Here is a 24,974-nt window from a genome sequence, read left to right as displayed (position 1 = left end):
TTATCTAAAAGATAAATCTTGATTATTTAATGGTATGCTAAACCTGTTTAGGTAGTAATGTTGTTGATATTAATTAAATATTTGTTAACATTACGGTAAATTATAAACCAAGTCAAAGCATCAACTTTGATGCAAAATTCTAAACCAGACTAAAAATGCAAAAAACATTACTAATCAGTATGGCATTGGGTCTCTCATACCCCACTTGGGCTAATGTAGAGCGCGATTATGTCAAATTGAATCAAGAGGTGCACAGTATTGCAGTTCAATCTACCGTGAAAGGGGTGGTAAAAGACAAAAACGGAACAACCTTGTCAGGAATTACCATTACCAATTTAACCAGCCAAAAAACAACCTCAACGAATGTAGCGGGTCAGTTCACGATTGAAGCCACTATAGGGCAAAGACTCAAATTGACAGGGATAGGCTACAGTGAAAAGATCGTCAGCGTGACAGGAGGGCAGATCGATATCATCATGGAATCCAAAGATACCGAACTGGAGGAAGTTGTGGTGGTCGGTTATGGTACGCAGAAAAAAGTGAATCTTACCGGTGCAGTAGACCAAGTGGGATCAGAAGCTTTTGAGGGACGCGTACTGGGTAATGCAAGCCAGATGCTCCAAGGTGTAATTCCTAACTTGAATGTAACTCCTGCAGATGGTAAGCCCAATCGGGCACCAAGTTTCAATATCCGTGGGACAACTTCCATTGGTCAGGGTGGAAGTGCACTTGTGCTTATTGATGGTGTCGAGGGTGACCTTTCGGCGATCAATCCCAATGATATTGAAAGTGTAACTACACTCAAAGATGCGGCTTCATCTGCGATTTACGGCTCCCGCGGTACCTTTGGGGTAGTTTTGGTTACAACGAAACGTGCCAAGTCCGGAAAAACTTCGATCAACTATTCAGGAAGTGGCTCCTTCCAAAAGCCTGTAACGTTGCCCAAATTCGTGACAGATGGTTACGAATATGCTTCGCATTTCTTTACAGCCTATAATGCCTGGAACAATTATTCTTCGATTCCGAGCAAGCTCAACAAGACACAGATCTTTACAACAGATTGGCTGGAAGAATTTAAGAGAAGAAAAGAACAGGGCATTACCGAACAGGTCACTGTCGACGATCAGGGTAATTATGTATACTACGGTAATGAAGATTATTACGGTACGTTGATCAAGGACAATACGTTTGTCCAGGATCACAACCTGTCCATCAGTGGCAATTCAGAAAAAATGGATTACTATATTTCTGGACGTGCTTACGACTACAATGGCCTGTACCGCTACAACAGTGATAAATATAAGACCTATAATACCCGTGCAAAAGCAGGACTTCAGGTCACCGACTGGTTACGGATAAGCAATAATATCGATTTTAATTATGCCAAATACAGAGACCCATCGACTGCTGGTGAAGGTGGAAATATCTGGCGCAATATTGCCGATGAGGGACACCCTTCTTCGCCGATCTTTAACCCTGATGGATCTATGAGCTTCTCTGCAGCCTATACAGTAGGGGATTTTATCTATGGTAAAAATGGTACGAATACGGCTAATCAGGATCTCCGCAATACAACTTCTTTCGAGACTAAGTTTTTCAACAATACGTTCCGCATTAAAGGGGATCTGACTTTTAGAAATCGCGATTTTAATTCGGTAAGAGTCCGTGTGCCTGTTCCGTATAGCACACAGGAGGGAAAAATGTTGCGGTTGGAAACAAGTATGAACGACAATATTTATCAAGTAGACCAACGCTACCGTTACTTGTTTGGAAATCTCTACAGTGAATATGAACGCACAATAGGCGATCATTATTTTAAAGGTTTGCTCGGATACAATTATGAGCAGCGTACGTATAATTCAACCTATATTACCAAAACAGGTCTACTCAATGATGATGTTGAAAATATCAACCTGGCAGTAGGGCAGAATACCACAGCGACAGCGGGATATAACAAGTACCGTAATGTCGGGGTATTTATGCGTGCCAATTATATTTTCAAGGACCGTTACCTTTTTGAATTCAATGGCCGCTACGATGGTTCGTCCAAATTTCCGACAAACCAACGATGGGGATTATTCCCTTCCGCATCCCTGGGCTGGCGTATTTCTGAAGAGCCATTCTTCCAGGTGGACAAAAGAGCACTTTCTGATCTGAAGTTAAGAGCGTCCTATGGTTCATTGGGTAATGGTAATGTCGATCCGTATTCCTATTTGGATATTTACGAGATCAAGATTATGGATCGGGTATTGAACGGACAGAAGCCGGCATATACCTCGGTGCCTAAGGTGATCCCGGATAACTTAACTTGGGAAACAGCGCGTACGGCAAACTTAGGTCTTGATCTATCGTCTTTAAATGGAAAACTGACTTTTACGGGCGATATCTATCAACGCAAGACCTTAAATATGTATACCTTAGGTGTAGCTTTGCCTGACATCTTTGGTGCGGAGTCGCCGAAAGGAAACTATGCTGACATGACCACAAAAGGTTTTGAAGTGAGCTTGACTTATAAGGATAGATTCGATCTGAACGGTAGTCCTTTCAATTGGTCCGTAAGGGGTACTTTGGCTGATTATAGATCCAATATAGACCGTTACGAAAATAAAGAGGGTTTAATCAAAGACGGATCCTATTATGAAGGTCAGCGAATCGGTGAAATATGGGGCTATGTAACGCAGGGTTTATTTCAGAATCAGGCGGAAATTGATGGTGCTGCAAAACAAAAATTGATCAAATCGTCAAACAATGGTACAATATATCCAGGTGACGTACGTTTTGCGGATCTAAATGGTGATGGTGTAATTGATTATGGAAATAATACGATTTATAGCCATGGTGACAGAACTGTAATCGGTAATGCCGATCCACGATATATCTATAGTTTTAACCTTAATCTGGATTGGCAAGGTATTTATTTCTCGTCTTTCTTCCAGGGTGTGGGTAAGCAGAATTGGTACCCGAGCAATGAATCTATTTTTTGGGGACAATACAATCGACCTTACAACAACTTGCCGGAATGGCACCTCAACAATTATTGGACTGAAGACAATCCAAACGGTTATTTTCCTCGTTATGCTGGGTACAATGAATCTATCAAAACAACGCCACAGACAAGATATCTGCAGAACGTTGCCTATATACGGATGAAAAATATACAGATCGGATACAGTTTTCCTAAATCTGTAACCAACAGGTTAAAAATCAGTAGTCTTCGGGCTGGACTTTCGGGCGAAAACTTATGGACCTGGTCGCCTCTTTACAAAAAAACGAAGGATCTCGATGTCGGTAATCTGGGCAAATCTGATCCCGAGATCGGAACGGGTTCTGGCGACGGATTTAACTATCCGATTATGAAGAGTGTTAGTTTTAATTTATCTATTGGCTTATAGTTTTTTATTATCATGAAAAAATTATTTTATATACCTATTGTTGCGCTTTTGTTCTCCTCCTGTGAACTAAACGAGCTGCCGAAGGCAGGTGCCACCGAGGAGGATATCTTCGGGAGCGAAAGTGGATTAAAAAATTACAGCAACTCATTCTATCGGAATATTACCTCTGGTAGTGACGCTTATAAAGGTGACGCTATGGCTGACTATTCGGCCGTAAATAGCCTCAATGATTTTATGGTCGGCGGCGCTTACAGTGCTGAGATCAGTTCGGGGTGGTCCTGGACTACCTTGCGTAATATCAACCAATTGATAGCTAAATGTAATAGTCCCAAATTGAGCGATGCCATCAAAAATAATTATATCGGCTTAGCCCGCTTTTTCAGAGCTTGGTTCTATTATGAGAAAGTAGTTCGTTTTGGCGATGTGCCTTGGGTAGATCACCCTTTGGCGGTTGATGAGACGGATATTCTTAAAGCACCACGGGATTCGCGCGAAGTGGTCATGAAACACATCATGGAAGATCTGGACTTTGCCTACGCCAATATCACAAATACGGCGGGCGACGGTAGTACGGTTAATAAATGGACAGCACTGGGTTTGAAGACCCGAATCGCGCTGTTCGAAGGAACATTTCGTAAATACCAAAAGCTCAATTTGGCTACACAGCCGGAAGTATTTTTCCAGATGGCGGTAGACGCTGGCAAGATTTTAATGGAAAATGGTCCTTATGGGCTTAATATCTCCGCAGACCCTAAAACATCACAGCGACAGTTGTTTACCAGTAATACTCCAGTGACAAAAGAGGTTATGTTGGCCGTAACTTTCAGTAAAGATCTTGCGCTTTTGAACGACGCCAACTGGTGGTGGACATCTGCAACCTATGGTCCACGTTTAAGTTTGGTAAGGCCTTTTATCAATAGTTTTTTGAATGTTGACGGTACTCCTTATACGGATAGACCGAACTTTCAGACTGAGGAATTCTATGAGGAGTGTCAAAATCGCGACTTGCGCTTGGCGCAGTTGATCCGGACGCCAGGATATTCCCGTAATGGACAGCCTGCTCCCCCAAATTTTGCAAGTTTTACTTATACGGGGTATCAACCGATCAAGTATACTTTAGACGATCCCTATTACGACAATGGCGGTTACAATACCAATGCAGTTCCTTTAATGCGTTACGCTGAAATATTATTAAACTATGCTGAAGCGAAACAGGAACTAGGTACTTTCAATGATGCGGATTGGTCGAAAACTATTGGAGCATTACGTTCAAGGGCTGGAATAACAAGTGGAACGAATACACTGCCAACCAAAGTGGATACCTACTTGAAAAATACATTCTTCCCGGAAGTCAATAGCCCCGTGCTTTTAGAAATACGTCGTGAAAGACAGGTGGAATTAGCCCTGGAGGGTTTCCGTTTCAATGATTTGAAGCGATGGAAACTTGGACCGCTTATGGCAAATTTGCCTTGGACGGGAATTTATATCCCTGCTTTAGATAAGCTGATTGATATCGACCACAATGGAACTCCAGATGTTGTGTTCTATGATGGAAGTAAATCAGCTCCTTCGATAACTGTTCCTGCAGGAGTAGCCAAGGTGGCTATAGGGGGTAAAAGTACCAATTTCCAGACAATGACTTCGGACAATCACCTGGAATGGTTTAAAGCTGTGAAGCGTACTTGGGATGACAACAACAAGCAATACCTTTACCCAATTCCGTCTGCAGCGATTGTGCTGAACGGAAATCTGACACAAAACCCAGGTTGGAGTAAATAGGAATTTAACTTATTAGTCCCAATAAAAGAAGGCTCCTTGCATTGCAAGGAGCCTCTTTTTATTACTAAGGGTGTATTGTTCAGTTTGATGAAAGTTTTTTGGCTTGTTAGCGTCTTTCTTGGTAAACGCCGATTTCGTTTACGACCGCATGACCTTTTTCAGGTTTGATGCTGAAGCGTAATTTTTGTCCCAGTACTTCATCAAAGCGGAAGATCTTGATGCGGCCCTGTTGTACCGCTGTAACCGCGATAGGATGCCATTTTCCATCTTTCAGATAGGATAAGTTATACTGTGAAGGATTGTCTTTTCCTTCGGTAATAACAACACTATTGAAAGCTTTACTACGTTCAAAATCCAATTCATACCATACTTCATCTTTGACTGTCGGATTGGAGACCCAGGCACTACCAAAGTTATCGTCGTTGGCAAAATCCATAATGTTCATATCTTCGCTCCAGCTACTGTATGAAGGTACTTGTTTGGCCATATTGTGGTCGACTATTGGTGCCTGGTAACTTGGTAATGAGTTGTAGCTGGGTTTATTTTTGTATAATGTACCGATTGTCTTCAGTGCATCAAGCGCATTTTGATCCATCAGACCATCACTATTTGGTGCTACATTGAGCATAAAGTTGCAATACGCGTTGTTGTACGGAATTACAAATTTCTCGACCAATTCATTGACATTTTTAACTGGGGTGTTCGGAAACGATGTTTTCCAGAACCAATTTTGCTGTAAGGGAAGACAGGCCATTGCCGGCAATTTGTTATGCTCCTTGGAGATAAATTGACCCGCGCCTTGTTCGTACGATTTGATATCGGTGTAAAACAACGCATCACCGGGGTATTTTGCCGAATTTAGATCCATCAACAAACATTTTGGTTGGAGTGATTTGACAAGATAATAGATGTCATCGAAAGGAACATCATCGTACGAAATACGCGACCAAGGGGCGTCCCATCCATCAATGACCAAGGCGTCGATTTCTCCGTATTGGGTCAACAATTCCGTCAGCTGATCTTTGATCAATTGGATATGTGCTTTGGTAATGGTATGTGGACGTATGCCCTGATGCATATCCAAAATGGAATAATAAAGCATAACACGCAAACCATTTTTGCGGAAAGCATCCGTAAATTCTTTAACAACATCACGATGTAAAGGCGTGTTCATTACATTATAATCTGTTGTTTTGGTATTCCAGATCGAGAAGCCACTATGGTGCTTGGTGGTTAGGCAACCATAGCTCATATTCGCCGATTTGGCAGCTTTAGCCCATTGATCTGCGTTGAGCTTCGGAGATTTGAACAGTTCAAGTGCGGCGTTGGGATCGGACCAGTCTTGTTCCATAAAAGTTGGCATGCCATAATGGATGAACATACCGAATCCAAGATTGACAAAGTCGAGCTGACTCTGCTCAAGGACCTTCTTTGAAAAACCGGATTGTGCCAATAACGTGTTGCCCAGTAAAAGAAAAGATAGGCAGTAAAGTAGGGGCTGTAAAATTTTGGACATAATTTGCTAAGTTGTTATGTTGTAAAGATAGGTCAAGGTTGTGTTATTTAAGCCTAATGGAAACCTAACGAAAGCCTAATAAAAGCCTAATAGCTATCTTGATTCGACAAATTGATGTTATTTTTAAACCATGAAGAGTACCGGCAAAAATATATATCCTTGGGCATTTGGAACAAGCTTCTTGATCTTGACGGGGTTGATCGGTTTTCTGATCTTCAATACGTATAAGCTTGAAGACAAGAATTATCAGATTGGACAGCTCAACCGGATCCAGAATGCTTATGGAGCTGTTATTATGGATGATAAGATATTCCCGGGGGGAGATGCCATATTCCAGACAACATTGGTACCCTGTTTGCCGAAATGGTATGAAAAAAAAATAAATAAGTCCGCAGACGCAGACCAGTACGGTAACCATTGTATGAATGGCTTTCTCGATCAGATGCGGAGGCAACAGTCGTTAGACCGTATTTTTCGTCGGATCGTACATCAGCAAGGGCTCGATACGACACTTGTTTACCTATTCCATTTTGATAAATTGGAAATATATAATGCAAGAGACCGTGCCTGGACGACTTTCTATGCGTTAGCAGCCGATGATCGTGCTGGTCTAATTAGTGGCAAACTCAAGCGCGGAACAAATAATAATAGGGTATTCCAACTGTCTGTTAGTGACAAGAATCCTATTCCTTATCGTTTTACCTATAGCCTGTATGTTGATTATGAAAATAGGGACTGGCGTCTTGTCCAACGTATGGTGCCCGTGTTTTTACTCTCCTTAGCTTGTATTGTTGTGATCGTATTATTGAGTTATCGAACCTATCGTAATTGGATCAATCAACGTAAATTGGCGGACCTGAAAACGAGTTTTCTAAATCATATGCGCCATGAATTTAATACGCCACTGACGACAATTTTGATCAGTGCACATAGTTTGATCGATCGTGAAACAGGAAAAGACGATAAGGAGGTGGCACAACTTGGGCGCATCGTAGAAAGGCAAGCCAAACGACTTAAAGCTTATTTTGAACAGGTCATGGGATCTGTGGCATTACAGGAACAAGAGGCTAAAATTGTATCCGTTTCTATTGATCGGCTGACACAGCAAATACTGAAAGAACTTCATTTGCGCTACCGAGGTGAAATTGAAATTCAATATGAACCTTTAGCTGCCGATGTGGAGATGAGTCTTGATGAAGATTATTATTTTTCAATCTTAGATAACCTGGTATCCAATGCGATAAAATTTAACGATAATAGTAAGAAGACGATTCAGTTTAGCTGGGAGCAGCAAGGTCATCATTATAACCTCAAAATAGCGGATAATGGGGTTGGGATCGCCGCTGCAGATCAGGAAGCGATATTTACAGCATTTTATAGAGGGAAACTATCCGCTAATAAACCTGGACTAGGACTGGGGCTTTACTATGTCAAATCTTATTTGGACAGGCTGGGTTGGACGATCCGTGTAGCAGGCGGTAAGTCTGGTTCCGGTACAATTTTTTATATTTACATGAGTAATGTGGCATTCAATGGCAAAAGATAAGATTGACATCCTTTTGATTGAAGACGAACCTGATTTGGGCGAAGTTTTTTCACGTTATTTGCGATACAAAGGCTTTACGGTGCGCTGGGAAAGCACGGCGCGAGATGGCTGGGCGGCTTTTCAGTCCTGTGCCGTTAAATTACTAATTATTGATGTGCAGTTGCCCGATGGTAATGGTTTTGACCTAGCGCAACAAATGATACAATTGAATCCTGGGCAACCTATTTTCTTTTTGACCGCACTTCATGAACGCACATCGCGACTCAGAGGACTTAGTCTGGGCGCTGTTGATTACATTGCGAAACCTTTTGACATGGACGAAATATTGCTCAAGATTCGCAATTTATTGACCGTGGCAAATGCGCCCGAAGTGCCGACAAATCCGGAAATCGAACTCGCTATCGGTTGTCTGTTGCTCAACATGGAACGCTATAGTTTGCGTGATGGGATGGGAAGCATACAAAAGCTCACAGTCCGTGAAGCTGAGTTGCTGCGACATCTGGTCCTTCATAAAAATCTATTGGTCAATAAAAAAGACCTCCTGCTGCAGTTTTGGGGTAATACGGATTTTTTTAACGGTAAAAGCCTGGAGGTTTTTATCTCCCGACTTCGTAAATTGCTGCAGATGGATCGCAAACTTCATATCGAAAGTATCTATGGAGCGGGTTATATTTTACACGAAAATGAAGGTGTTTAACGACCGGATCTAATTAAAGAAATACTATGCTATACGAAAATATTCTTAAAAATGTGTCCAAGTGCATTACTTTGACAGCCGAAGAAACCGAACAGTTTACTGGTTTACTGACAGCAAAGAAGGTTCCCAAAAAAACGATGCTATTAGAGGAAGGGGAAATTTGTCAGTTTGAAGGATATCTTCAAAAAGGGTGTGTCCGGATTTATTATCTGGATGAAAATGGTTTTGAAGTAACGCTGGCATTTGCTGTCGAAGATTGGTGGATTAGTGATATTGCTTCATTTCATTATCATACACCATCTAGTTTATACATGGAAACATTAGAAGACAGTGAGTTTTTAATGTTAACACCAGAAACGAAAGAGAGATTATTAGAGACTGTTCCAAAATTTGAGCGGGTTTTTCGTATGTTGGTGCAACGTCGGCTCGCTGTTCTGCAAAATAGGCTGATCCATACAATGGCCAAACCAGCCGCCGATCGCTATCTGGAATTTATTGAACTATACCCGACTATTTCCCAAAGGGTACCGCAATACTATATTGCATCCTACTTGGGGGTTTCACCCGAATTTGTCAGTATTATACGTAAGCGGCTTGCTGCAAAGAAATAACAAGCAGTTCGAATGGCTCCATGTTGAAACACGTAGGTGATGACATGGGCCATTCGATTTAGAAAAAAGAAGGATGCTTTCCAAAAAGTGAATGTATTTATGCGTTGAGTTTTTCGGTAGCTTGATTTGAGCTGTGTACCAACTATATTTTGAGCTTTCGGACAACTAGACTTTGCAAAAGGTATGAGATATTTGCTACCTTTAGGCTGGGACTGATTTTAGCTATCGGTACCCATAATCGCAGAGCCGTTTAAAATAAATCGTATTGAGCATGGAAGAGAAAGATTTTGGGAATGCCTTTTTGTATTCCTGTTATGTCGAGAAAGCATTTGGGCACGAACAGTTCATTCCCGAACATGTCGTTTTTTTTCAGTTATCTGGTGAAACACATCTGGACCATCAGAAAGGAAAATTGGTGGCGACAGAAGGGCAGATTGTGGTTGCCCGTAGAAACCAACTGGCCAAAGCTTTTAAATATCCCGCGAAAAATAATATTTACAAATCTGTTTCAGTATTGCTGGGGGCTGATCGGCTGAAGCAATACGCGATGGACCATCACCTCAGTTCGGACAAAAAGTATCAGGGTGAGTCCAATGTTGTACTGGAAAGTAACCTGTTTATAAAAAGTTATTTTGAGTCATTGACCCCCTATGCGGAAGCCATCGACCGAGTGAGCCCGCAGATGGAAAATATCAAGATCTATGAATTGATCACCTTGTTGTTGGAAAGCTATCCACAGTTAAAAGACCTGCTTTTTGACTTTTCGGAGCCGCATAAGATTGATCTCGAGCAGTTTATGGTTAAAAACTATCGGTACAATGTGCCTTTAGAAAACTTTGCGAAACTAACAGGGCGGAGTTTAGCAAGCTTTAAACGTGATTTTGAGAAAATATTCCAGACCTCTCCCCGAAAATGGCTGCAAGAAAGACGTCTTTCTGAGGCTTATTATCTAATTGAAAATAAGCGTCAAAAACCTGCTGATTTTTATCTTGATCTGGGTTTTGAAAACCTTTCTCATTTTTATGCTTCTTTCAAGGAGAAGTTTGGCATAACACCAGCGACTATCAATTCCGTTGCTTAAAATTATTTCCGCCACCAATAACTAGGTGTTAAAGGGGGCTGATCGAGGTCAATGACCTGGCCGATCATGGGGGTAAGCATAGGCTGTTGTTGTCGTATTGCTTCCTTGGAAATACGTTCTAGAGGTTCATTCCAGGCATGATTGGCCAACACAAACTTGGACGAATGAACCGGAAACAGTAAGGAAGCTTTGAGATCATGTGCCGCTTGGACAACCTCCTCCGGCATCATGTGTATGTGTTTCCAACTGAGGTCGTATTGGCCATTCTCCAATATAGCCAGGTCAAAAGGACCCAATTGATTACCTATCTCTTTGAAGTGGTTATCGTAGCCGCTGTCCCCGCCTAAATAGAGCCGCATGGAAGGTGTCTGGAGCGCATAGGATGCCCATAATGTGTTGGCAGTAAATATACTGCGGCCTGAAAAATGTCTGGCCGGCGCAACTGTTACACTGAAACCATCATCCAAGTTGATTTCGTCCCACCAATCTTTTTCGATGATCTGCTCAGGACGATATCCCCAATATTCAAGATGGGAGCCAACACCAAGGCCAACAATGACTTTTCCAACCCGGGGTTGTAGTGCCTTTAACGTCTTATAATCCATGTGATCATAATGGTCATGTGATATAAATAGATAGTCAATCGGCGGTAGAGCAGATACGGTAGAGACATCGGCTCCTTTAAACGCTTTTACACTTCCTGGAATAGGGGAAGCACTGCCACTAAGGACAGGATCGACGAGTATGTTCTTACCATCGAGACGAAGGAAATAAGAGGAGTGACCAAACCAAACAAGCCCATGAGGCTGACTTAACAACTTTTCCCAGTCGATATCCACTGTTGGTATAGTGTATTTGGGACTTGTTTCGTTCGAGCGCTTAAAAAAATAATCGTATAGGGCTACGGTCCAGGGCTGCGTGAGCTGTGGTGTAGGGCTGCTATTCTGGAATTTTCCGTCTTTAAACTGTTTCGATAGCTGTATGCGTTGAAGTCTTTCACCCGAGGGTCTTTTGCCGAATTGTGGATGCATCATATATAGTCCGATAAGAGCGATGAGAACTGCCAGTCCTAAGATTGTTCTTTTCAAAAATAGAAGCCACTTCTTCCTGTTGTTTCTTGTTGCCATCTGCATATTGTATAGCAACAAATATAAGACTGCTGAGACAGATCTATTTTTGCTGATAGCTCAAATTTATGTGCTGTATGGCTCATTTCGGCGGATTCATCCGATCCACAATATAAAGAAAGTCTTAAAGCCCATAAAAATTCTTCTTTTACGCTCGGGAGTTGGTTGGATTATAGTTGGCTGGATATTAAAAAAAAGGGGGCTGTCCGATCTTTTTGGACGCCCCCTTTTTTTACCCTTTGTAAGGTTTTTTAGCGGCTTCGATGAGCTCTTTCATTTCTAATTTAATGTAATCTACATTTGGGGTAGATCCCGTAAGAAAATAACGTATATTTCCTTCCTTATCAATAATAAATTTTGCTGGAATTCCTTTGACTCCGAATTTCGCGGCCATAACTTCTCCGGTTTGTGGATCTTTTTGATCGTCATAGAGAACTTCAAAAGGATAATTATTCTTGGTGATAAAGGATATCACATTTTCCTTATAGTTCTTATCACGCTCCCAGGTATTCATGAATAAGAATTGTACATCCTTATCATCTGCATAAGAGTCCTGTGCTGCCTTCATTCCTGGAAATGAACGGATACATGGCTGACACCAAGTTGCCCAAAAATCCAATACCACAACTTTTCCCTTTAAACTGGCTAGGGATACTTTTTCACCTTTAAGATTGAGTAATTCAAAATTAGGTGCAGGTTTAAAAGTTGCCATTTCTTTGATATGGTTGCGAATGTTTTGCGTTAACTCTATTTTTAAGGATGCATTAAAATTCTCGTAGCCTTGAACAGATCCGTTCAATTCAGTATATAATTTTTTAAGATCATTTTCGACCGCAAATTGTCCTTTAGCATATAGCTTGGTGAGAATATTATATGCCTCAAGCTTTCTTCCTGTGCCCATTAAAGATTTGTAGTATACCATCGCTAGACCATCCGCTTGCTCTGGTGCTGCATTTAATGCATTTTCTATATAACCTAGCGCTTCAGTAAATTTTTTCTGTGAAACGAGTATATTGACATAAGCTGACATGGAGCTTGCATATCCCATGGCTGCAAAGCGAGCCTTATTGTCTTTTTGATCCTCTGGAAGGGTTAAATAGTAATAACTATCATCCATAGCTGTTTTTAAGAGTGGTGCTGCAGTAGTCGTATCACCTGTTCTCAGGAGGATTTGACCAACAGGGATATATCCATTTCCGCGCCAGAATCGTTCTTTCATTTCTCCTAGATAGTATATTGCTTTTTGTGCATTTCCATCGTTGGCAAAACTTTGTGCTAAATTAGCCAATACATAATCATAAGTCAGTGGTTCTTCCTTGAAGTTTTTAACTGGCCATTTTTTGATAAGGTCGTTATACGCTTTTTCTTTTTGTACTGGCGTACTTGCATTGTAAAAAATATCTGTGATAAAGGCATCACGGGTTAGTGATCCTTTTGGATATTTTTTCTTAGCCAGTACTTCTGCAGATGCCTGCAGATCTTCTTTCCCTAAAGAACGCAAAATGTTGATTGTAGTACGGTAGTCTTCTTCCGATTTATACGTCTTTAATTCGCTCATTAATACGTTAGCAAGCGAATCCTTTTGTACCAACGTACCTTTTTCTATAATGGGGAGATACTGTTGGTATTTGTTTTTTGCTGGTTGTTGTGCAAAAGATGCTGTTAGCGAAAACACCAACGCAGCCGTTAAGATTTTTGTTTTCATTTTTTGTCTGTATGATTTTTTAAATTCATTAATCTTCGTATCCTGGATTCTGTGTCAGTTTATTGTTGATCAAAATCTGGGCTTGTGGAATAGGATACAAGACATCCGTGGCCTGCCAGTTTGATTTGATTGGAGACAATACAGCGGTAGCACGATCGGTCCGCTTGAGGTCGAGCCAACGATGGCCGAACTCACCGAAAAATTCGTGCAGGCGTTCCATTTCTATTGCAGATAGTAATTGTGTTTGGTTTAAGCTTGAATTAAGTCCTGCAAGTCCAGCGCGAGAACGGACAGCATCCACATCTGTTCGGGCTTCGGCAAGTTTTCCCAGTTTAGCCCTCGCTTCCGCGCGAATAAGATACTGCTCGGCTAAGCGAAGCATAATATGGTATTCGGAACCTGTTCCCGAGGATACTTTATATTTGGTTATGGCATAATAGATTTTGTTGGAGACCGTTTTTGAACTTGTCCAATTTGTTTTTCTTAAGTCAACCGTCGGAGATGTCTCAAAGCTATTATACACAGCGTCCGGTAGGGTGTAGCCGGGTGTAGCTGTAGCCGCGGTAATATAATTGGAGCCAAATGTCGTTACTCCCGTTTGATTGCCAAGTTGAAGGATAACCTCATTACTTGAGTTTACAAAATTTTTATCTGGTGTCGGCATGCCATAATCAGATGACTGTAATACTTTGGTCGCATAAGATTCGGCATTTTGATAATCCTTTTGGTAAAGATAAACTCTTGCCAATAATGCACTTGCAGCAGTTTTGTTAGCTCTTCCTCTCGGGCTTGCTGTTGCATCATAGGCCGTCGCCATCTTACTTTCCGCATCTTTTAGATCAGCAATAATCTGATCATATACTTGCTGTGTAGAAGTTCGCGGAAGAATTGCATCTTCAAAAGCGTGGAGGTCATCACGTAATTGCAACGGCACATCACCATACAGGTTGACGAGATAGAAATAGGTATAGGCCCTAAAAAATTTCGCTTCGCCCAGGAGCTGATCTTTTACACTTGGGGTAAGGCTGGTGGATGCTTCGAGACCCGATATCGCATTGTTTGCATTCTTGATAAGTTGGTAGCAATTTGACCAGAAATTAGCGACATTCCCATTTGTGTTCAGCAGGTTATTGCTGGCGAATTCCGAGGTATTTGCATCAGCCGCATTGTATTGAAGGTCGTCTGCAGCGATTCCTGTATAAAAGGTTGAAGTCCCGGCGAGATTGATGCTTAATGTTGTGGTATACAATCCGCGTATGACACTATTTGCAGAAGCATCTGTAGAGAATGCTTCGCCAGCTACAACTTGTGTCGGTGGAGCGCCCAATTCCACAAATTTTTCGCAGGAGCTGGTCAAAAGAGTTCCACTGGTAATTGCTAATAATAGTATATTTTTATTGATGTTTAATTTCATGATCTCTAGTTTTAAAATTGACAGTTAAATCCAAATACAATCGTCCGCAATGGAGGCAATACCTGGGCAATCGTTCCAGTTCCTAAACCAGATGGACCGCCTTGCACGGTCGTTTCGGTATCCAGGACATATTTGTTCTTGGCCCAAGTAAAGAGATTTTGCCCTTGCATAAATACATTACAATTAGACATTTTTAATCTCGAAGTCCAGCTTTTGGGCAGGTTGTAAGATAAATTGACAGACCTCAATTTAATATAGGAAGCATCCCCATAGACAGCATCAGAGCTGGTATATTGATTATAAGAGTTGCTTAATGCAACTCCATCAGCTGAAGATGCCGGTATTGTCGGGATAATTGCTCCCGGGATATTGGTATTGCTGTTATTTGGTGTCCATCTGTCCAACCAGTAATCATTTTGGTTGAGCATAGCACCCGGTCTCGTGTTGAGGATTTTAGTTACTCCAAAGCGGTGGTTAAATTGAAAAAATACGCCGAGCTCGAAGCCTTTGTAGGAAAAAGTATTGTTAAATCCACCATAGAAAGGTGTACCTAAGTTAGCAACGTATCGGTCATCGCCCGTTATAGCCCCATCGCCATTGCGATCTTCGTATAACGCTCTTCCTGTTGCGGGGTCTACACCTTGATAGTGATACAAACGGACCATATTGAGCGGCTCGCCAACTAGAAAGCTACTTGAATAAAATGTGTTTTCAATTCCAGGAAATTCGACAAGTTTGTTTTTATAAAACGTGAAATTAGCAGATGTTTTCCATGTAAAATTTTCATTTGTAATATTGGTGGTGTTCAACTCCAATTCCAAGCCTGTATTTTGGATCAATGCCGGTAGGTTTTCTTTGTAACTGTTGTAGCCCGTTTGAGTACTTAAAACTAAATCAGTTATCTGGTCAGAAGAACGATTTCTGAAAAAGTTTCCAGTAAACAAAATTCGATCTTTCAAGAAACCTAGATCTAAAGCAAACTCCAGTTTTTTGGTTGTTTCCCACTTGATATATTCATTTGGAAGTGTTCCAATATTCATGGAAGGATTATTCAGATATGCGGTTGTTGAAGAGTAGAGTGGAAGATAAAGGTAATTTGAAATTTGATCATTACCTGTAGTTCCATAGCTCGCTCTCAATTTACCAAAACTTAAAAACGTTAGATTATCTTGTATAAAATCCTCTTTTCCAAAGACCCATCCTAGCCCTATTGCTCCAAAATTTCCGAATCGGTTTTTAGGTCCAAAACGAGATGAGCCATCTCTTCTAAAAGTTCCATTAAACAAATATTTCTCTTTCCAGTCGTAATTTACTTTTCCGAATAGTGCATTGTATTTGTAATATACGAGGTTATTGCTGGCAGTGAATAATCCTGCGGCACTGAGCGAACCTAAAAGTGCATCGTTTGAATAATTAGAACCATTGGTTGTCTGTGAACGGGATGAATTTTGCTGAAAACTTGTTCCAATTAATGCCGTAAATTTACCTTCGCCGATACTTTTTACATAATCCAATGTCGGTTCAATAATCCAATTTTCGGCCTTTGTATTAGAGAAACTGGAAGATCCAAGCGGGTTGGAGACGGTGTTGTTTAAGGAAGTAATTGGACGTTGATTATTTTGGTTCAACTGTGTGATTGTATAGCCAAAATTTGCTTTTGCAGTCAGTCCAGGTATAATTTTGTAACTCAGATTGGCATTTGAGATCAGATTATTGGTATTACCAAAGTATTTCCGTTCGAGCAAGGCGATTGGGTTGTCAATAAAAGCTGATGACGGTAACCAATAGTATTTTCCATTGTCACCATAGATTGGATAATTGGGGGGCAAATTGTAGAGAGATGTGACATCAGAGGAAGGCATATCGGAATTGTCGTTGGCATAGCTAACTGATAAAGCGGCATTGAATTTTTTGTCAGAGGAGGTGTGATCCAAGTTTAACCGTGAGGTAAAGCGACTGTTTTTGCTATCCCCATAAAAAACAGTACTCTCGCGTCTATATCCCGAATTAAAGAAAAAACGGGTAGATTCGTTTCCACCAGACATATTCGCTTGAACGTCGGTAATATGTCCTTTGTTTCCAATCAGCATTTTCTGCCAATCTGTCGATTTGTTCTGATCCCATAACATAAGATCTGGAGCGTTATCGGCTGTAGGTGTAACTCCAGCATTAGCAAAAGCCTCTTTTCTTAGCGTGAGATATTGTTCTAGATTCAACATAGGTATAAAGCGGTTGACCTCGGTAAATCCGGTGTTAAAGTTTACACCAATGCGAGTACGACCTGCAGATCCTTTTTTTGTGGTGATCAATACGACACCATTTGCGCCCCGGCTACCATAGATCGCTGTAGCGTCGGCATCTTTCAAGACATCGATACGTTCAATATCCGCTGGATTAATCATGCTGAAGGGACTTAAGCCGCCTGAAGAAGCTGAGATACCAAATGAATTGAGGTTATCTGTTGCAGGTTGTCCGCCGTTAAAATTGGTAAATGGAACTCCATCAACCACGTATAGCGGTATTGAACCAGAGGTTGTTCCACTTAATGACGCTTGATTCCTAATCTGAATCTGAACAGCACTTCCGGGCACACCATTGTTTTGGGCGATCAATACACCGGACATTCTTCCCGATAGTGCGGCAAGGGGATTACTTACAGGTTGAGAGGTAATGTCCTTCGCTGTGATCGAAGCAACTGATCCCGTATTCAGTCTACGTGTTGTCGTACCGTAGCCAATAACAACCACTTCTTCTAAGCTTCCTTCTTCCGGTTTCAGTTTAATAGGAGTAGAATTGGCAATAAGCTGCTTTGCAGTGATATCAACCTTCTGATAACCAATAAAAGAAAAAGTAATAATGACATCGTCATTTGGAATACGCAGTCCCCATTGTCCATTGACATCCGTTGCGGTACTCGTTTGCATATTGCGGTATTCTGCTTTTTGCCAGTTCTTTATGATAACAGATACTCCTGCCAAAGGCGTTCCATTTTCATTGACTACTTGGCCCGCAATGTGTTGCTGATTCTCTTTTTTTTCTTTTATAGCGATAATGTCATTGTCCAATACTTCCCATGTTAGGTTGCTCCCGGCCAGAGACTGGGAAAGAAGATCTTTTACACTGATTTTCTTTCCAACAATATTGATTGTCGAGTTTGGGAGAGTCGATTTGCTAAAGAACATTTTGTATTTGCTCTTGTCATTGATTGTTTGAAATACATCTTCGAGTTTTCCTCCCTGGACGGAGACATCAATTTTTTCAGTTTGAGAATAGGCGAAGCTCTGTATATGCATGGCGCTAAGACAAATGAGCAGTAAAGCCAATCTCGACTCTTTTCTAAATTTGGGTTTTGTTTTGTTCATGTGAGTTATATAGGTTGATTGTTTTTAGAGTAGTTGTATTTGATTTTTCCCCGTTTTTTTAATTTGAAAGTAATTGACAGTTTGTAATGCTTTTAGGATATTTTCTAGTTGTTCGTTTTCGAATGTTGCTGAATAGCGTTGGTTAGCAACTGCTTTGTTTGTAATTTTAATTTCCACGCCATACATGCGTTCTAGTTTTAAGGCGATATCCAGTAATCTATCATCTTGAATGGTAATCCGATTTAATAACCATTCGGTTTCTAAAGCGGATCCGTCTTTTTCAGAGATGGAAAATGGCTGAATAGCTATTGCCATAGGAGCCGATGCGGTTTTAGTAGTTGTAGATGGGAATTCCTTTTCAACTCCATATACCTTTCTGATCACAAACTTTTCTTTGGGCTTTAATATAAATTTCTGATTGTCAGTTCCTTTTTTCCAGATGGATACTTTGCCACGTACCAAAGCTGTTTGGGCATTATTTTCTTCGGCATAATCGCGCACATTGAAAGCGGTTCCCAGTACGCTAATTTCCATTCTTGGTGTATGAATAAGGAAGGGCTTGGATGGATTTTTGGCGACATCGAAAAATGCTTCCCCAATCAAAGTAACTTCACGTGTGCTGGAATCTTTGAATGAGGCGGGATAGATTATTTTGCTCGAAGCATTAAGTGTAACTTTTGTACCATCTTCTAGAACAATTCGCTGCTGTTGTCCGTTTGTTAGCGTAATTTCTCGATTGTTTGGTTGCGCAATTTTGTAAAGATAAAGAGCTGTAAAAGCGATACAGAGGATAGCTGCAGCTGCTGCAATTCTAGGGAAATTGAATGTTTTCTGATTCCTCCGAGTCAGTTTCTTTATAATTCTGCCATGAATGCGTGCTTTGAGTGCTTTCTGTACATGATCGGGTAGTGTTTTGATTAAATTCGGTCGGGATGAAAATGAATCGAAAAAACGTTCCACGACGTCCATTTCTTCCGAATTGGCTTCGCCTTTTAAGTATTTGTCAATTAGCTTTTCGAGCTCTTGGTTAGGATATTGCATATGATTAGTACAATGTTCACTTAAATAGTGTCCCTAAAAGGAAAAAATGTACTAGTCTAAATTGGTGTTTATTTGTAATTTACTTATTTACAGTTGTATAAAATTATGAGTAGCGTCAAAAAATGTTGGATAACAAGTTTTTTTAATTTTTGAATTGATACTCCGAGGTGATTTTGAACTGTATTTTGGGAAGTTTCTGTCAAATCACTAATTTCTTTTGTGGTAAGTCCATCTAAGTATCTCATTTTAAAGATTTCTTTTCTTTTTTGTGGGAGATGGGCTACCCATTGTTCAATTAAAGATTTTAAATCCTTTTCGGCATACTGATCTCCTTCCAGAATTTCATAACTTCGATAAAGGTGATGATTTTCTTCGATAAGGATATTTCTGCGTTTGTTTTTCTTATAGGTTTCAAAGACTTTGTATTTCATGCATGCAATGAGGTAGGATTTCAGGTTGTGAATCTCTCTACTGGGACAGTGTTCCCAAAGTTCAATAAATACATCCTGAACAATCTCTTCACAGGAAGCTAAATCTTCGAGTCTTTTGTAAGATTCATCTAAAAGTAAAGACCAATATTTATCATACAAAATATTGAAAGCCTCTAAATCGCCTTCTCGGAGCCTAGCTAACAAGCTTGCATCATTATGAGCTGGATCTTTATCGTTTTTCATGATATGATAGTGTGAAGTTGAATTCCTTAGATTGGTAGGGTTGAGGAATGTAACTTTTTTTCAATATTACAGATTTTATTAAATAAGGTCAAGATCTGTACGTATTTTTTATTTTTTGTGTTTAATCTTTTGAAATTCATTAAACATTTGACATCATCATTTGGGCTTATATTCATAAGAAATTGGTTTTTGAGCCGTAATTAACTCAAAATTAGGTTGAATAAAATTAAAATAGAATTCACTTTTAATTTTTCGAATAAATAGTCAAAAGTACATTTGTTTTTGGATGAGTACTGAAATTTATCTTGTTTTATGCTTGCAGAGCCATAAAAAATTCGGTTTTTATTGTCAAGGTTTAATAATATTTTAAATTAATAAAAGACCCCTAATGTTCATTAAATTAGAAATGCGTGAACTGATTGAATCTGCAAAAAAAGAAAAAAAAGAATAGTTGTCAGGATAGCAACAGATTTTGCTAAATCGTATCTTCGAAGGAGAGGATAAACCAGCGAAGCCCCGATATGTACTTTCGGGGCTTCGTTGTATCGGGGCTTCGCTGTATAAGTCATCCAAGCAGGCCCCTTAATCCATCGGCTTAATTTGATCAGGATAGGGGATCTGCTGTCCCGTAGCTTTGTAGGTCGGCAACTGAGCCTTCCAAGTCCGGAGCTGATCAGAAAGTAATTTGCTGAGCTCGCTGGTTTTTCCTTTCATTTTTGGGGCAAGATTGTTGAGTTCACCGATATCTTGCTGCAGGTTGTAAAGTTCAAGCTTCCCATTTTTCATGTCGTAAAGCAACTTATAATCTCCTTGTCTTATTGCCGAGAAAAAGTTGATTCCAGGGCCATCTGGCACTGTCCACTTGTTGGGGATATTCCATACCAATGGCCGGCTGTTCCAATTGTCGGACCTATTGCCTTCCATTAAGGGCAAAAGATTTTTTCCATCTGGTTTTTCCTGTACGAGCTGATAGTGATCTATTTTGGCTAAACTGAGAATCGTTGGAAAGAGATCTTCGACCATAACAGGGGTAGCATCTGTGCTTGCAGGGTGCTGCTTGGCCTGTTTGATCAACAGAGGAATCCGGATTCCACCTTCGTAAACCGACCCTTTCCCAGCTTTTAATGGTAGGTTCTGTGTATGGCTTGGTCCGGTGCGCATTGGGCTGAGGCTTAGTCCGCCATTGTCGCTAAGGAAAATAATGACGGTGTTATCGTATAGGTTTTTGTCTTTAAGAAATTGAACGATATCACCCATACTTTTGTCATAACCTTCGACCAGTGAAGCATAAGCTGCTTCAGTGGAATCTAAGCCGCGGTCGAGGTATTTTTGTACAAAACGTGGATCGGGTTGGATCGGGACATGCACCGCATAGTTGGAAAAATTAAGGAAAAAAGGCTCCTTACGGCGTATCGGCTCCTCCAGTGCCTTCAGCGCCTCCCGGGTTAAGGCTTCCGTTAGAAATGTGGATGTGCCATGGTATTCCATAAGATCGGGAACCGCCTGATAACCTGCTTTGCCAGGAAGGTTACCGTAATTCTGCTCGCCATAGTAGTTTTGTGGGTGCCCGGCGGAGTGTCCTGCAATATTGACCATAAAGCCCAAATTTAAAGGACTGGCACCAGGTGTTCCGGCAGATCCCCAATGTGCTTTACCTACATGAATGGTATAGTAACCATTCGCTTTAAGGATGCTTGGAAATGGAGTAGCATATATCGTATGTGGTATATTGGGCACAGGGCTTAGTCCGTTGATATTCCAATCCGGTGGATTCAACAATTCATCTTTGCTATCGGTCGGGGTGTCAGCCTTGGGATGGGTCCAATTGGTGACACGATGATGAGCAGCATTTAAACCGGTCAGAAAGCTCACCCGGGAAGGTGTGCACACCGGTGTTGCATACGCATTGGTAAATTTAATGGCTTCTTTGGCCAATGTTTCCAGATAGGGGGTATGAAACTTTTCGTTGATCGGCGTTTTGACCTTGTAAAATGGTTCGGACATGTCCTGCCAACCGAGGTCATCCACAAAAAACACGACAATATTGGGGCGTTCTGTTGTGGGACCAAGTTGTGCCTTGCTTTGGCTCTGCGCCTGCAGCAATAACCCCATATTTGTAAATAGGGTCGCTAATAGGATAAATTTGCTATTTTTCTTAGAAAGTATCATAAGCATTAAAAGTATGAATAATAGGTTGGCCAATGGCCTTATCTATTGTTAATTTAATTTGTGTACAGCGAATGGAGCCTTTCAATTGAATGATACATTTGTTACCAACGGACGAACCCGTAAATAGTGTTTGCCATCCCTGCTTTGTTTTCGCAGTAATGTGGAAAGCACGTATACGTTGTCCTTGATCAAGGCTTTCTTCAATCATTAACTGGGTAACAGCTTTCGCCTTTTTAAAGCGAATAAGCTCTTGTTTTGGGTCTAGATCCTTTATCGGACTACCATATTGACGTTTGATCTCACTTCCTAGTTCTTCTAATCGCCGCCGATCTATTTGCGGCACAAGCCCCAGGGTGTCGGGTGTAACTCCTAAGATCAAAGTTGCATTTCTGCCGACAGACTTTTGATACATATCCACAAGGTGGTTAAGAGAAAATACCGAATTTTCGTCATTTGGTTCCCAAAACCATTCGTGTCGACCGTTTGCTCCGCGGAGCGGGGCATCAGCCATTGCAGGCATAAAATAGGTTCCATCCGGATCACCGGTTTTTAAGAGTAAGAAATCGTTTGTGGAAATTGCCCTTGGACAACTCTCTCCTGCGCCGGTATAAGGAAAAGGAAACATAGACCAGCATGGATAATGTACTGTTCCAGACTCGGAACCGCCCCATCTTGCTTCTGCCAGTTCGTCGTTATGATAGAAAAGGCAATTAGGTTGATATTTTTTTACAATTGGGAGCACATTTGGAGCACCTTTCTCAGGGCTGCTGGCTCCACCATCAAACCAAATCTCAAACAGTGGACCGTACCATGTGCATAGCTCCTGTACCATTCCCTCGACCATTTTATTATAGTATTTTTGCCGTTCTATTTGCTGCTGTCCAGTACCGATTGCTTTAAAATCGTGAATACCAAGGTAAGCGTTCCAACGAATCCCTACATAAATACCTGGTTTTATCCCGTGTTTGATACAGGCTTTTATAAAATCACCAACAAGATCTTCTTTCCCGTTTTTCCACCCTAAAGCACTCGTGTTATAGGGATTGACTTTTGAGGGATAAAGGGCAAATCCAGTTTCATGAGTCGCGGTAATGAGTGCGAATTTAGCCCCTGCTAATTTTGCGCTCAGCACCCATTGCTCGACATCCAGTTGTTGCGGCTGGAAAATGTGTATATCAGGAACCGGAACAATACGATTGGATTGCTGTTGATATGCCTTCCGGTCAAAGACATGCAGATCATAGTGAAAGATGATACCAAATTCGGCTCTCTGCCAAGCAAGCTGCTGTTTATTTGGGAGGGCGACAACTTGAGCATATATGCTTGGGCAGGAAAGCCCAAGCATGATAATAAACAGCAATAAATCGTGGTATGGTTTAGTAACCCTCATTTTGCGTTAAATTTGGGTTTGCATCAATTTGTTGGAGCGGGATAGGATAAACGACCTGGTATTCTTTGGCTGCATAACCTCGCTCTTTGGCTGACTGGATAAATTTTCCATGTCGAATCAAGTCTTCGCGACGCAATCCTTCAGAAAAGAACTCTCGCCCACGTTCCGCCAGTAGAAAATCACGCAACAATAATTTGTTATTATAGTCTGCTAATTTGAGTAAAGTTGTATTGGCACGTTGACGAACCTGATTGATGAGGTCGATACTCTCTTGATTAGGACCATTTAGCTCATTAAGTGCTTCAGCACGACTTAAAAGAACATCGGCATAACGTATGTAGACAATATCGTTACCCATATTTTCGCCCACACCGTTTGGATCTGGCCAGTATTTGAAGCTTCGTACATCATTGAGGGCTTTACCATTGTTATCCTCGAGCAATTCCACATTTTTACCAGAGATATCGGTATAGTTTCGTATGAGCAGTTCACGTCTTTTATCGTTCGATTCAAAGGTTTTGTAAAATGCACTATAGGTACGGAATTGTGCACCGAAATTGACCCAGTTGGTGAGAATAGGGTAGTTTGGCGGGAAAGCATGTGCCATGTAGTTATTTTGATAGCCTGCCTGCGCGATACAAGGTGCCCTAAAGATGTATTCTTTATTGCTTTCACCTTCAATGGCAAAAAGCCGTGGATAATTACTATACAGTTCATATTGATGAAGGTCTATAATTTCCTGAGTGACATCGGTCAGCTTTTTCCAATTTTTTTCTTTGAGATAAATCTTCATTAAATACCCAAGAGCGGCACCTTTTGTTGCCCTGCCTATGGGACTTTCTGTTGTCGGTAAATATTGTTTGGCAAATTCAAGGTCACTGATGATATAGTTGACAAAGACATCTCGGTCGGCTCTTTTGGCATTTTTTCCAATTTCTTCGATCTCTTGGGGACTGGCGCCGACGGGGATATCAATCAAGGGGGTAGGGCCGAATAAATTATAGAGGAAATAATAAGATGACGAGCGGATAAACTTGGCTTCGGCTTGTATTTTGTTGAGTTTGGCCGGGTCTAAGCCGTTGAGCTGATTGGATAGAATGATAACCGAATTTGCACTGGCAATGGCTTTATACATTTTCTCCCAGAATGAATTTAAAAAACTATTATTGACAGACCAATTAAACTGGATAAATGGAGCGGCATCTTTTTCAAGGCCACCACCCGTTTCAAAGGCAATATCTGTGTTGAACTCATTCATCATATAGGTATAGTTACGATGATCATAAGCAATAATACGGGATTGCGCATAAGCTCCTGTAAGCAGTGCATCTATGCCAGTCTCATCGGCTAAGAATTTGTTGGGGTCGTATTCTGTATATACTTCTTCTTTCAAAAATGAATTGCAGCCTATCGTCGATAGGGACAGCAATAATATGGTGAGATATTTGAGTTTTAATGTTGTCATGTTAG

General features: G+C 41.0%; 16 protein-coding genes. 6 read left to right on the top strand and 10 right to left on the bottom strand.

The features are described from left to right. Positions 1-155: 155 nt before the first annotated feature. On the top strand, positions 156-3,392 hold the full coding sequence (locus GVK91_RS13565; RefSeq protein ID WP_159729353.1) for a TonB-dependent receptor: 3,237 nt from the start codon (positions 156-158) through the stop codon (positions 3,390-3,392). Positions 3,393-3,404: 12 nt separating this feature from the next. Beyond that, entirely contained in the window at positions 3,405-5,171 is a 1,767-nt protein-coding gene (locus GVK91_RS13560; RefSeq protein ID WP_070567448.1) for a RagB/SusD family nutrient uptake outer membrane protein, read from the top strand. Positions 5,172-5,277: 106 nt separating this feature from the next. On the opposite strand, the gene GVK91_RS13555 is transcribed toward GVK91_RS13560, so the two are convergent. Further along, the gene (locus GVK91_RS13555; RefSeq protein WP_159729351.1) at positions 5,278-6,687 is read right to left on the bottom strand and encodes an alpha-L-fucosidase; all 1,410 of its coding nucleotides are present in this window, start codon (positions 6,685-6,687) and stop codon (positions 5,278-5,280) included. A gap of 130 nt (positions 6,688-6,817) precedes the next feature. Here GVK91_RS13555 and GVK91_RS13550 point away from each other — a divergent pair, with 130 nt between their 5' ends. From GVK91_RS13550 to GVK91_RS13535, 4 genes are all read left to right on the top strand, one after another. Then, a complete protein-coding gene (locus GVK91_RS13550) occupies positions 6,818-8,233 on the top strand; it encodes a sensor histidine kinase KdpD (RefSeq protein ID WP_153845088.1) in 1,416 nt (471 codons plus the stop codon). Further along, positions 8,220-8,930 carry a response regulator transcription factor gene (locus tag GVK91_RS13545; RefSeq protein WP_159729349.1) on the top strand — a complete coding sequence of 237 codons (711 nt, stop codon included), beginning with the start codon at positions 8,220-8,222 and terminating at the stop codon, positions 8,928-8,930. Before GVK91_RS13550 ends, GVK91_RS13545 begins: the two co-directional genes overlap by 14 nt. Positions 8,931-8,956: 26 nt before the next feature. Continuing rightward, positions 8,957-9,541 (top strand): Crp/Fnr family transcriptional regulator, encoded by a 585-nt coding sequence (locus tag GVK91_RS13540; protein ID WP_070567442.1) that lies wholly within the window; start codon positions 8,957-8,959, stop codon positions 9,539-9,541. 271 nt (positions 9,542-9,812) lie between these two features. After that, positions 9,813-10,622: an AraC family transcriptional regulator gene (locus tag GVK91_RS13535; RefSeq protein WP_070567440.1), complete on the top strand. Its 810-nt coding sequence runs from the start codon at positions 9,813-9,815 to the stop codon at positions 10,620-10,622. A gap of 2 nt (positions 10,623-10,624) precedes the next feature. On the opposite strand, the gene GVK91_RS13530 is transcribed toward GVK91_RS13535, so the two are convergent. The 9 genes from GVK91_RS13530 to GVK91_RS13490 all read right to left on the bottom strand — a co-directional run bounded on the left by GVK91_RS13530 (position 10,625) and on the right by GVK91_RS13490 (position 24,969). Next, positions 10,625-11,749, bottom strand: coding sequence for an MBL fold metallo-hydrolase (locus tag GVK91_RS13530; protein ID WP_075994680.1), 1,125 nt, complete (start codon positions 11,747-11,749; stop codon positions 10,625-10,627). Positions 11,750-11,981: 232 nt separating this feature from the next. Next, a complete protein-coding gene (locus GVK91_RS13525) occupies positions 11,982-13,454 on the bottom strand; it encodes a TlpA disulfide reductase family protein (protein ID WP_153845086.1) in 1,473 nt (490 codons plus the stop codon). Between the two features lie 28 nt (positions 13,455-13,482). Beyond that, the gene (locus GVK91_RS13520) at positions 13,483-14,868 is read right to left on the bottom strand and encodes a RagB/SusD family nutrient uptake outer membrane protein (protein WP_153845085.1); all 1,386 of its coding nucleotides are present in this window, start codon (positions 14,866-14,868) and stop codon (positions 13,483-13,485) included. Positions 14,869-14,879: 11 nt separating this feature from the next. Further along, complete coding sequence (locus GVK91_RS13515) at positions 14,880-18,230, bottom strand: TonB-dependent receptor (protein WP_153845084.1); 3,351 nt, start codon at positions 18,228-18,230, stop codon at positions 14,880-14,882. 24 nt (positions 18,231-18,254) lie between these two features. Further along, on the bottom strand, positions 18,255-19,271 hold the full coding sequence (locus GVK91_RS13510) for a FecR family protein (protein ID WP_075991592.1): 1,017 nt from the start codon (positions 19,269-19,271) through the stop codon (positions 18,255-18,257). 83 nt (positions 19,272-19,354) lie between these two features. Further along, positions 19,355-19,945 carry an RNA polymerase sigma factor gene (locus GVK91_RS13505; protein ID WP_075991593.1) on the bottom strand — a complete coding sequence of 197 codons (591 nt, stop codon included), beginning with the start codon at positions 19,943-19,945 and terminating at the stop codon, positions 19,355-19,357. A gap of 582 nt (positions 19,946-20,527) precedes the next feature. Beyond that, entirely contained in the window at positions 20,528-22,114 is a 1,587-nt protein-coding gene (locus GVK91_RS13500) for a sulfatase (protein WP_159729347.1), read from the bottom strand. Continuing rightward, positions 22,101-23,504 carry an alpha-L-fucosidase gene (locus GVK91_RS13495; protein WP_159729345.1) on the bottom strand — a complete coding sequence of 468 codons (1,404 nt, stop codon included), beginning with the start codon at positions 23,502-23,504 and terminating at the stop codon, positions 22,101-22,103. The genes GVK91_RS13500 and GVK91_RS13495 overlap by 14 nt, the downstream gene beginning before the upstream one ends. After that, positions 23,491-24,969, bottom strand: a complete 1,479-nt coding sequence (locus GVK91_RS13490; RefSeq protein WP_159729343.1) for a RagB/SusD family nutrient uptake outer membrane protein — start codon at positions 24,967-24,969, stop codon at positions 23,491-23,493. Before GVK91_RS13490 ends, GVK91_RS13495 begins: the two co-directional genes overlap by 14 nt. Positions 24,970-24,974: the final 5 nt, after the last annotated feature.

It is taken from the genome of Sphingobacterium sp. 18053 (assembly GCF_902706145.1).
In the GTDB taxonomy this organism is placed as follows: Bacteria; Bacteroidota; Bacteroidia; order Sphingobacteriales; family Sphingobacteriaceae; genus Sphingobacterium; species Sphingobacterium paramultivorum.
Note: the sequence above shows the minus strand (reverse complement) of the source record. Positions and strands in the feature narration are given on the sequence as shown.

Coding starts and splice junctions, on each gene's coding strand:
- GVK91_RS13565 (WP_159729353.1), top strand. CDS start 156: ATGCAAAAAACATTACTAATCAGTATGGCATTGGGTCTCTCATACCCC.
- GVK91_RS13560 (WP_070567448.1), top strand. CDS start 3,405: ATGAAAAAATTATTTTATATACCTATTGTTGCGCTTTTGTTCTCCTCC.
- GVK91_RS13555 (WP_159729351.1), bottom strand. CDS start 6,687: ATGTCCAAAATTTTACAGCCCCTACTTTACTGCCTATCTTTTCTTTTA.
- GVK91_RS13550 (WP_153845088.1), top strand. CDS start 6,818: ATGAAGAGTACCGGCAAAAATATATATCCTTGGGCATTTGGAACAAGC.
- GVK91_RS13545 (WP_159729349.1), top strand. CDS start 8,220: ATGGCAAAAGATAAGATTGACATCCTTTTGATTGAAGACGAACCTGAT.
- GVK91_RS13540 (WP_070567442.1), top strand. CDS start 8,957: ATGCTATACGAAAATATTCTTAAAAATGTGTCCAAGTGCATTACTTTG.
- GVK91_RS13535 (WP_070567440.1), top strand. CDS start 9,813: ATGGAAGAGAAAGATTTTGGGAATGCCTTTTTGTATTCCTGTTATGTC.
- GVK91_RS13530 (WP_075994680.1), bottom strand. CDS start 11,749: ATGGCAACAAGAAACAACAGGAAGAAGTGGCTTCTATTTTTGAAAAGA.
- GVK91_RS13525 (WP_153845086.1), bottom strand. CDS start 13,454: ATGAAAACAAAAATCTTAACGGCTGCGTTGGTGTTTTCGCTAACAGCA.
- GVK91_RS13520 (WP_153845085.1), bottom strand. CDS start 14,868: ATGAAATTAAACATCAATAAAAATATACTATTATTAGCAATTACCAGT.
- GVK91_RS13515 (WP_153845084.1), bottom strand. CDS start 18,230: ATGAACAAAACAAAACCCAAATTTAGAAAAGAGTCGAGATTGGCTTTA.
- GVK91_RS13510 (WP_075991592.1), bottom strand. CDS start 19,271: ATGCAATATCCTAACCAAGAGCTCGAAAAGCTAATTGACAAATACTTA.
- GVK91_RS13505 (WP_075991593.1), bottom strand. CDS start 19,945: ATGAAAAACGATAAAGATCCAGCTCATAATGATGCAAGCTTGTTAGCT.
- GVK91_RS13500 (WP_159729347.1), bottom strand. CDS start 22,114: ATGATACTTTCTAAGAAAAATAGCAAATTTATCCTATTAGCGACCCTA.
- GVK91_RS13495 (WP_159729345.1), bottom strand. CDS start 23,504: ATGAGGGTTACTAAACCATACCACGATTTATTGCTGTTTATTATCATG.
- GVK91_RS13490 (WP_159729343.1), bottom strand. CDS start 24,969: ATGACAACATTAAAACTCAAATATCTCACCATATTATTGCTGTCCCTA.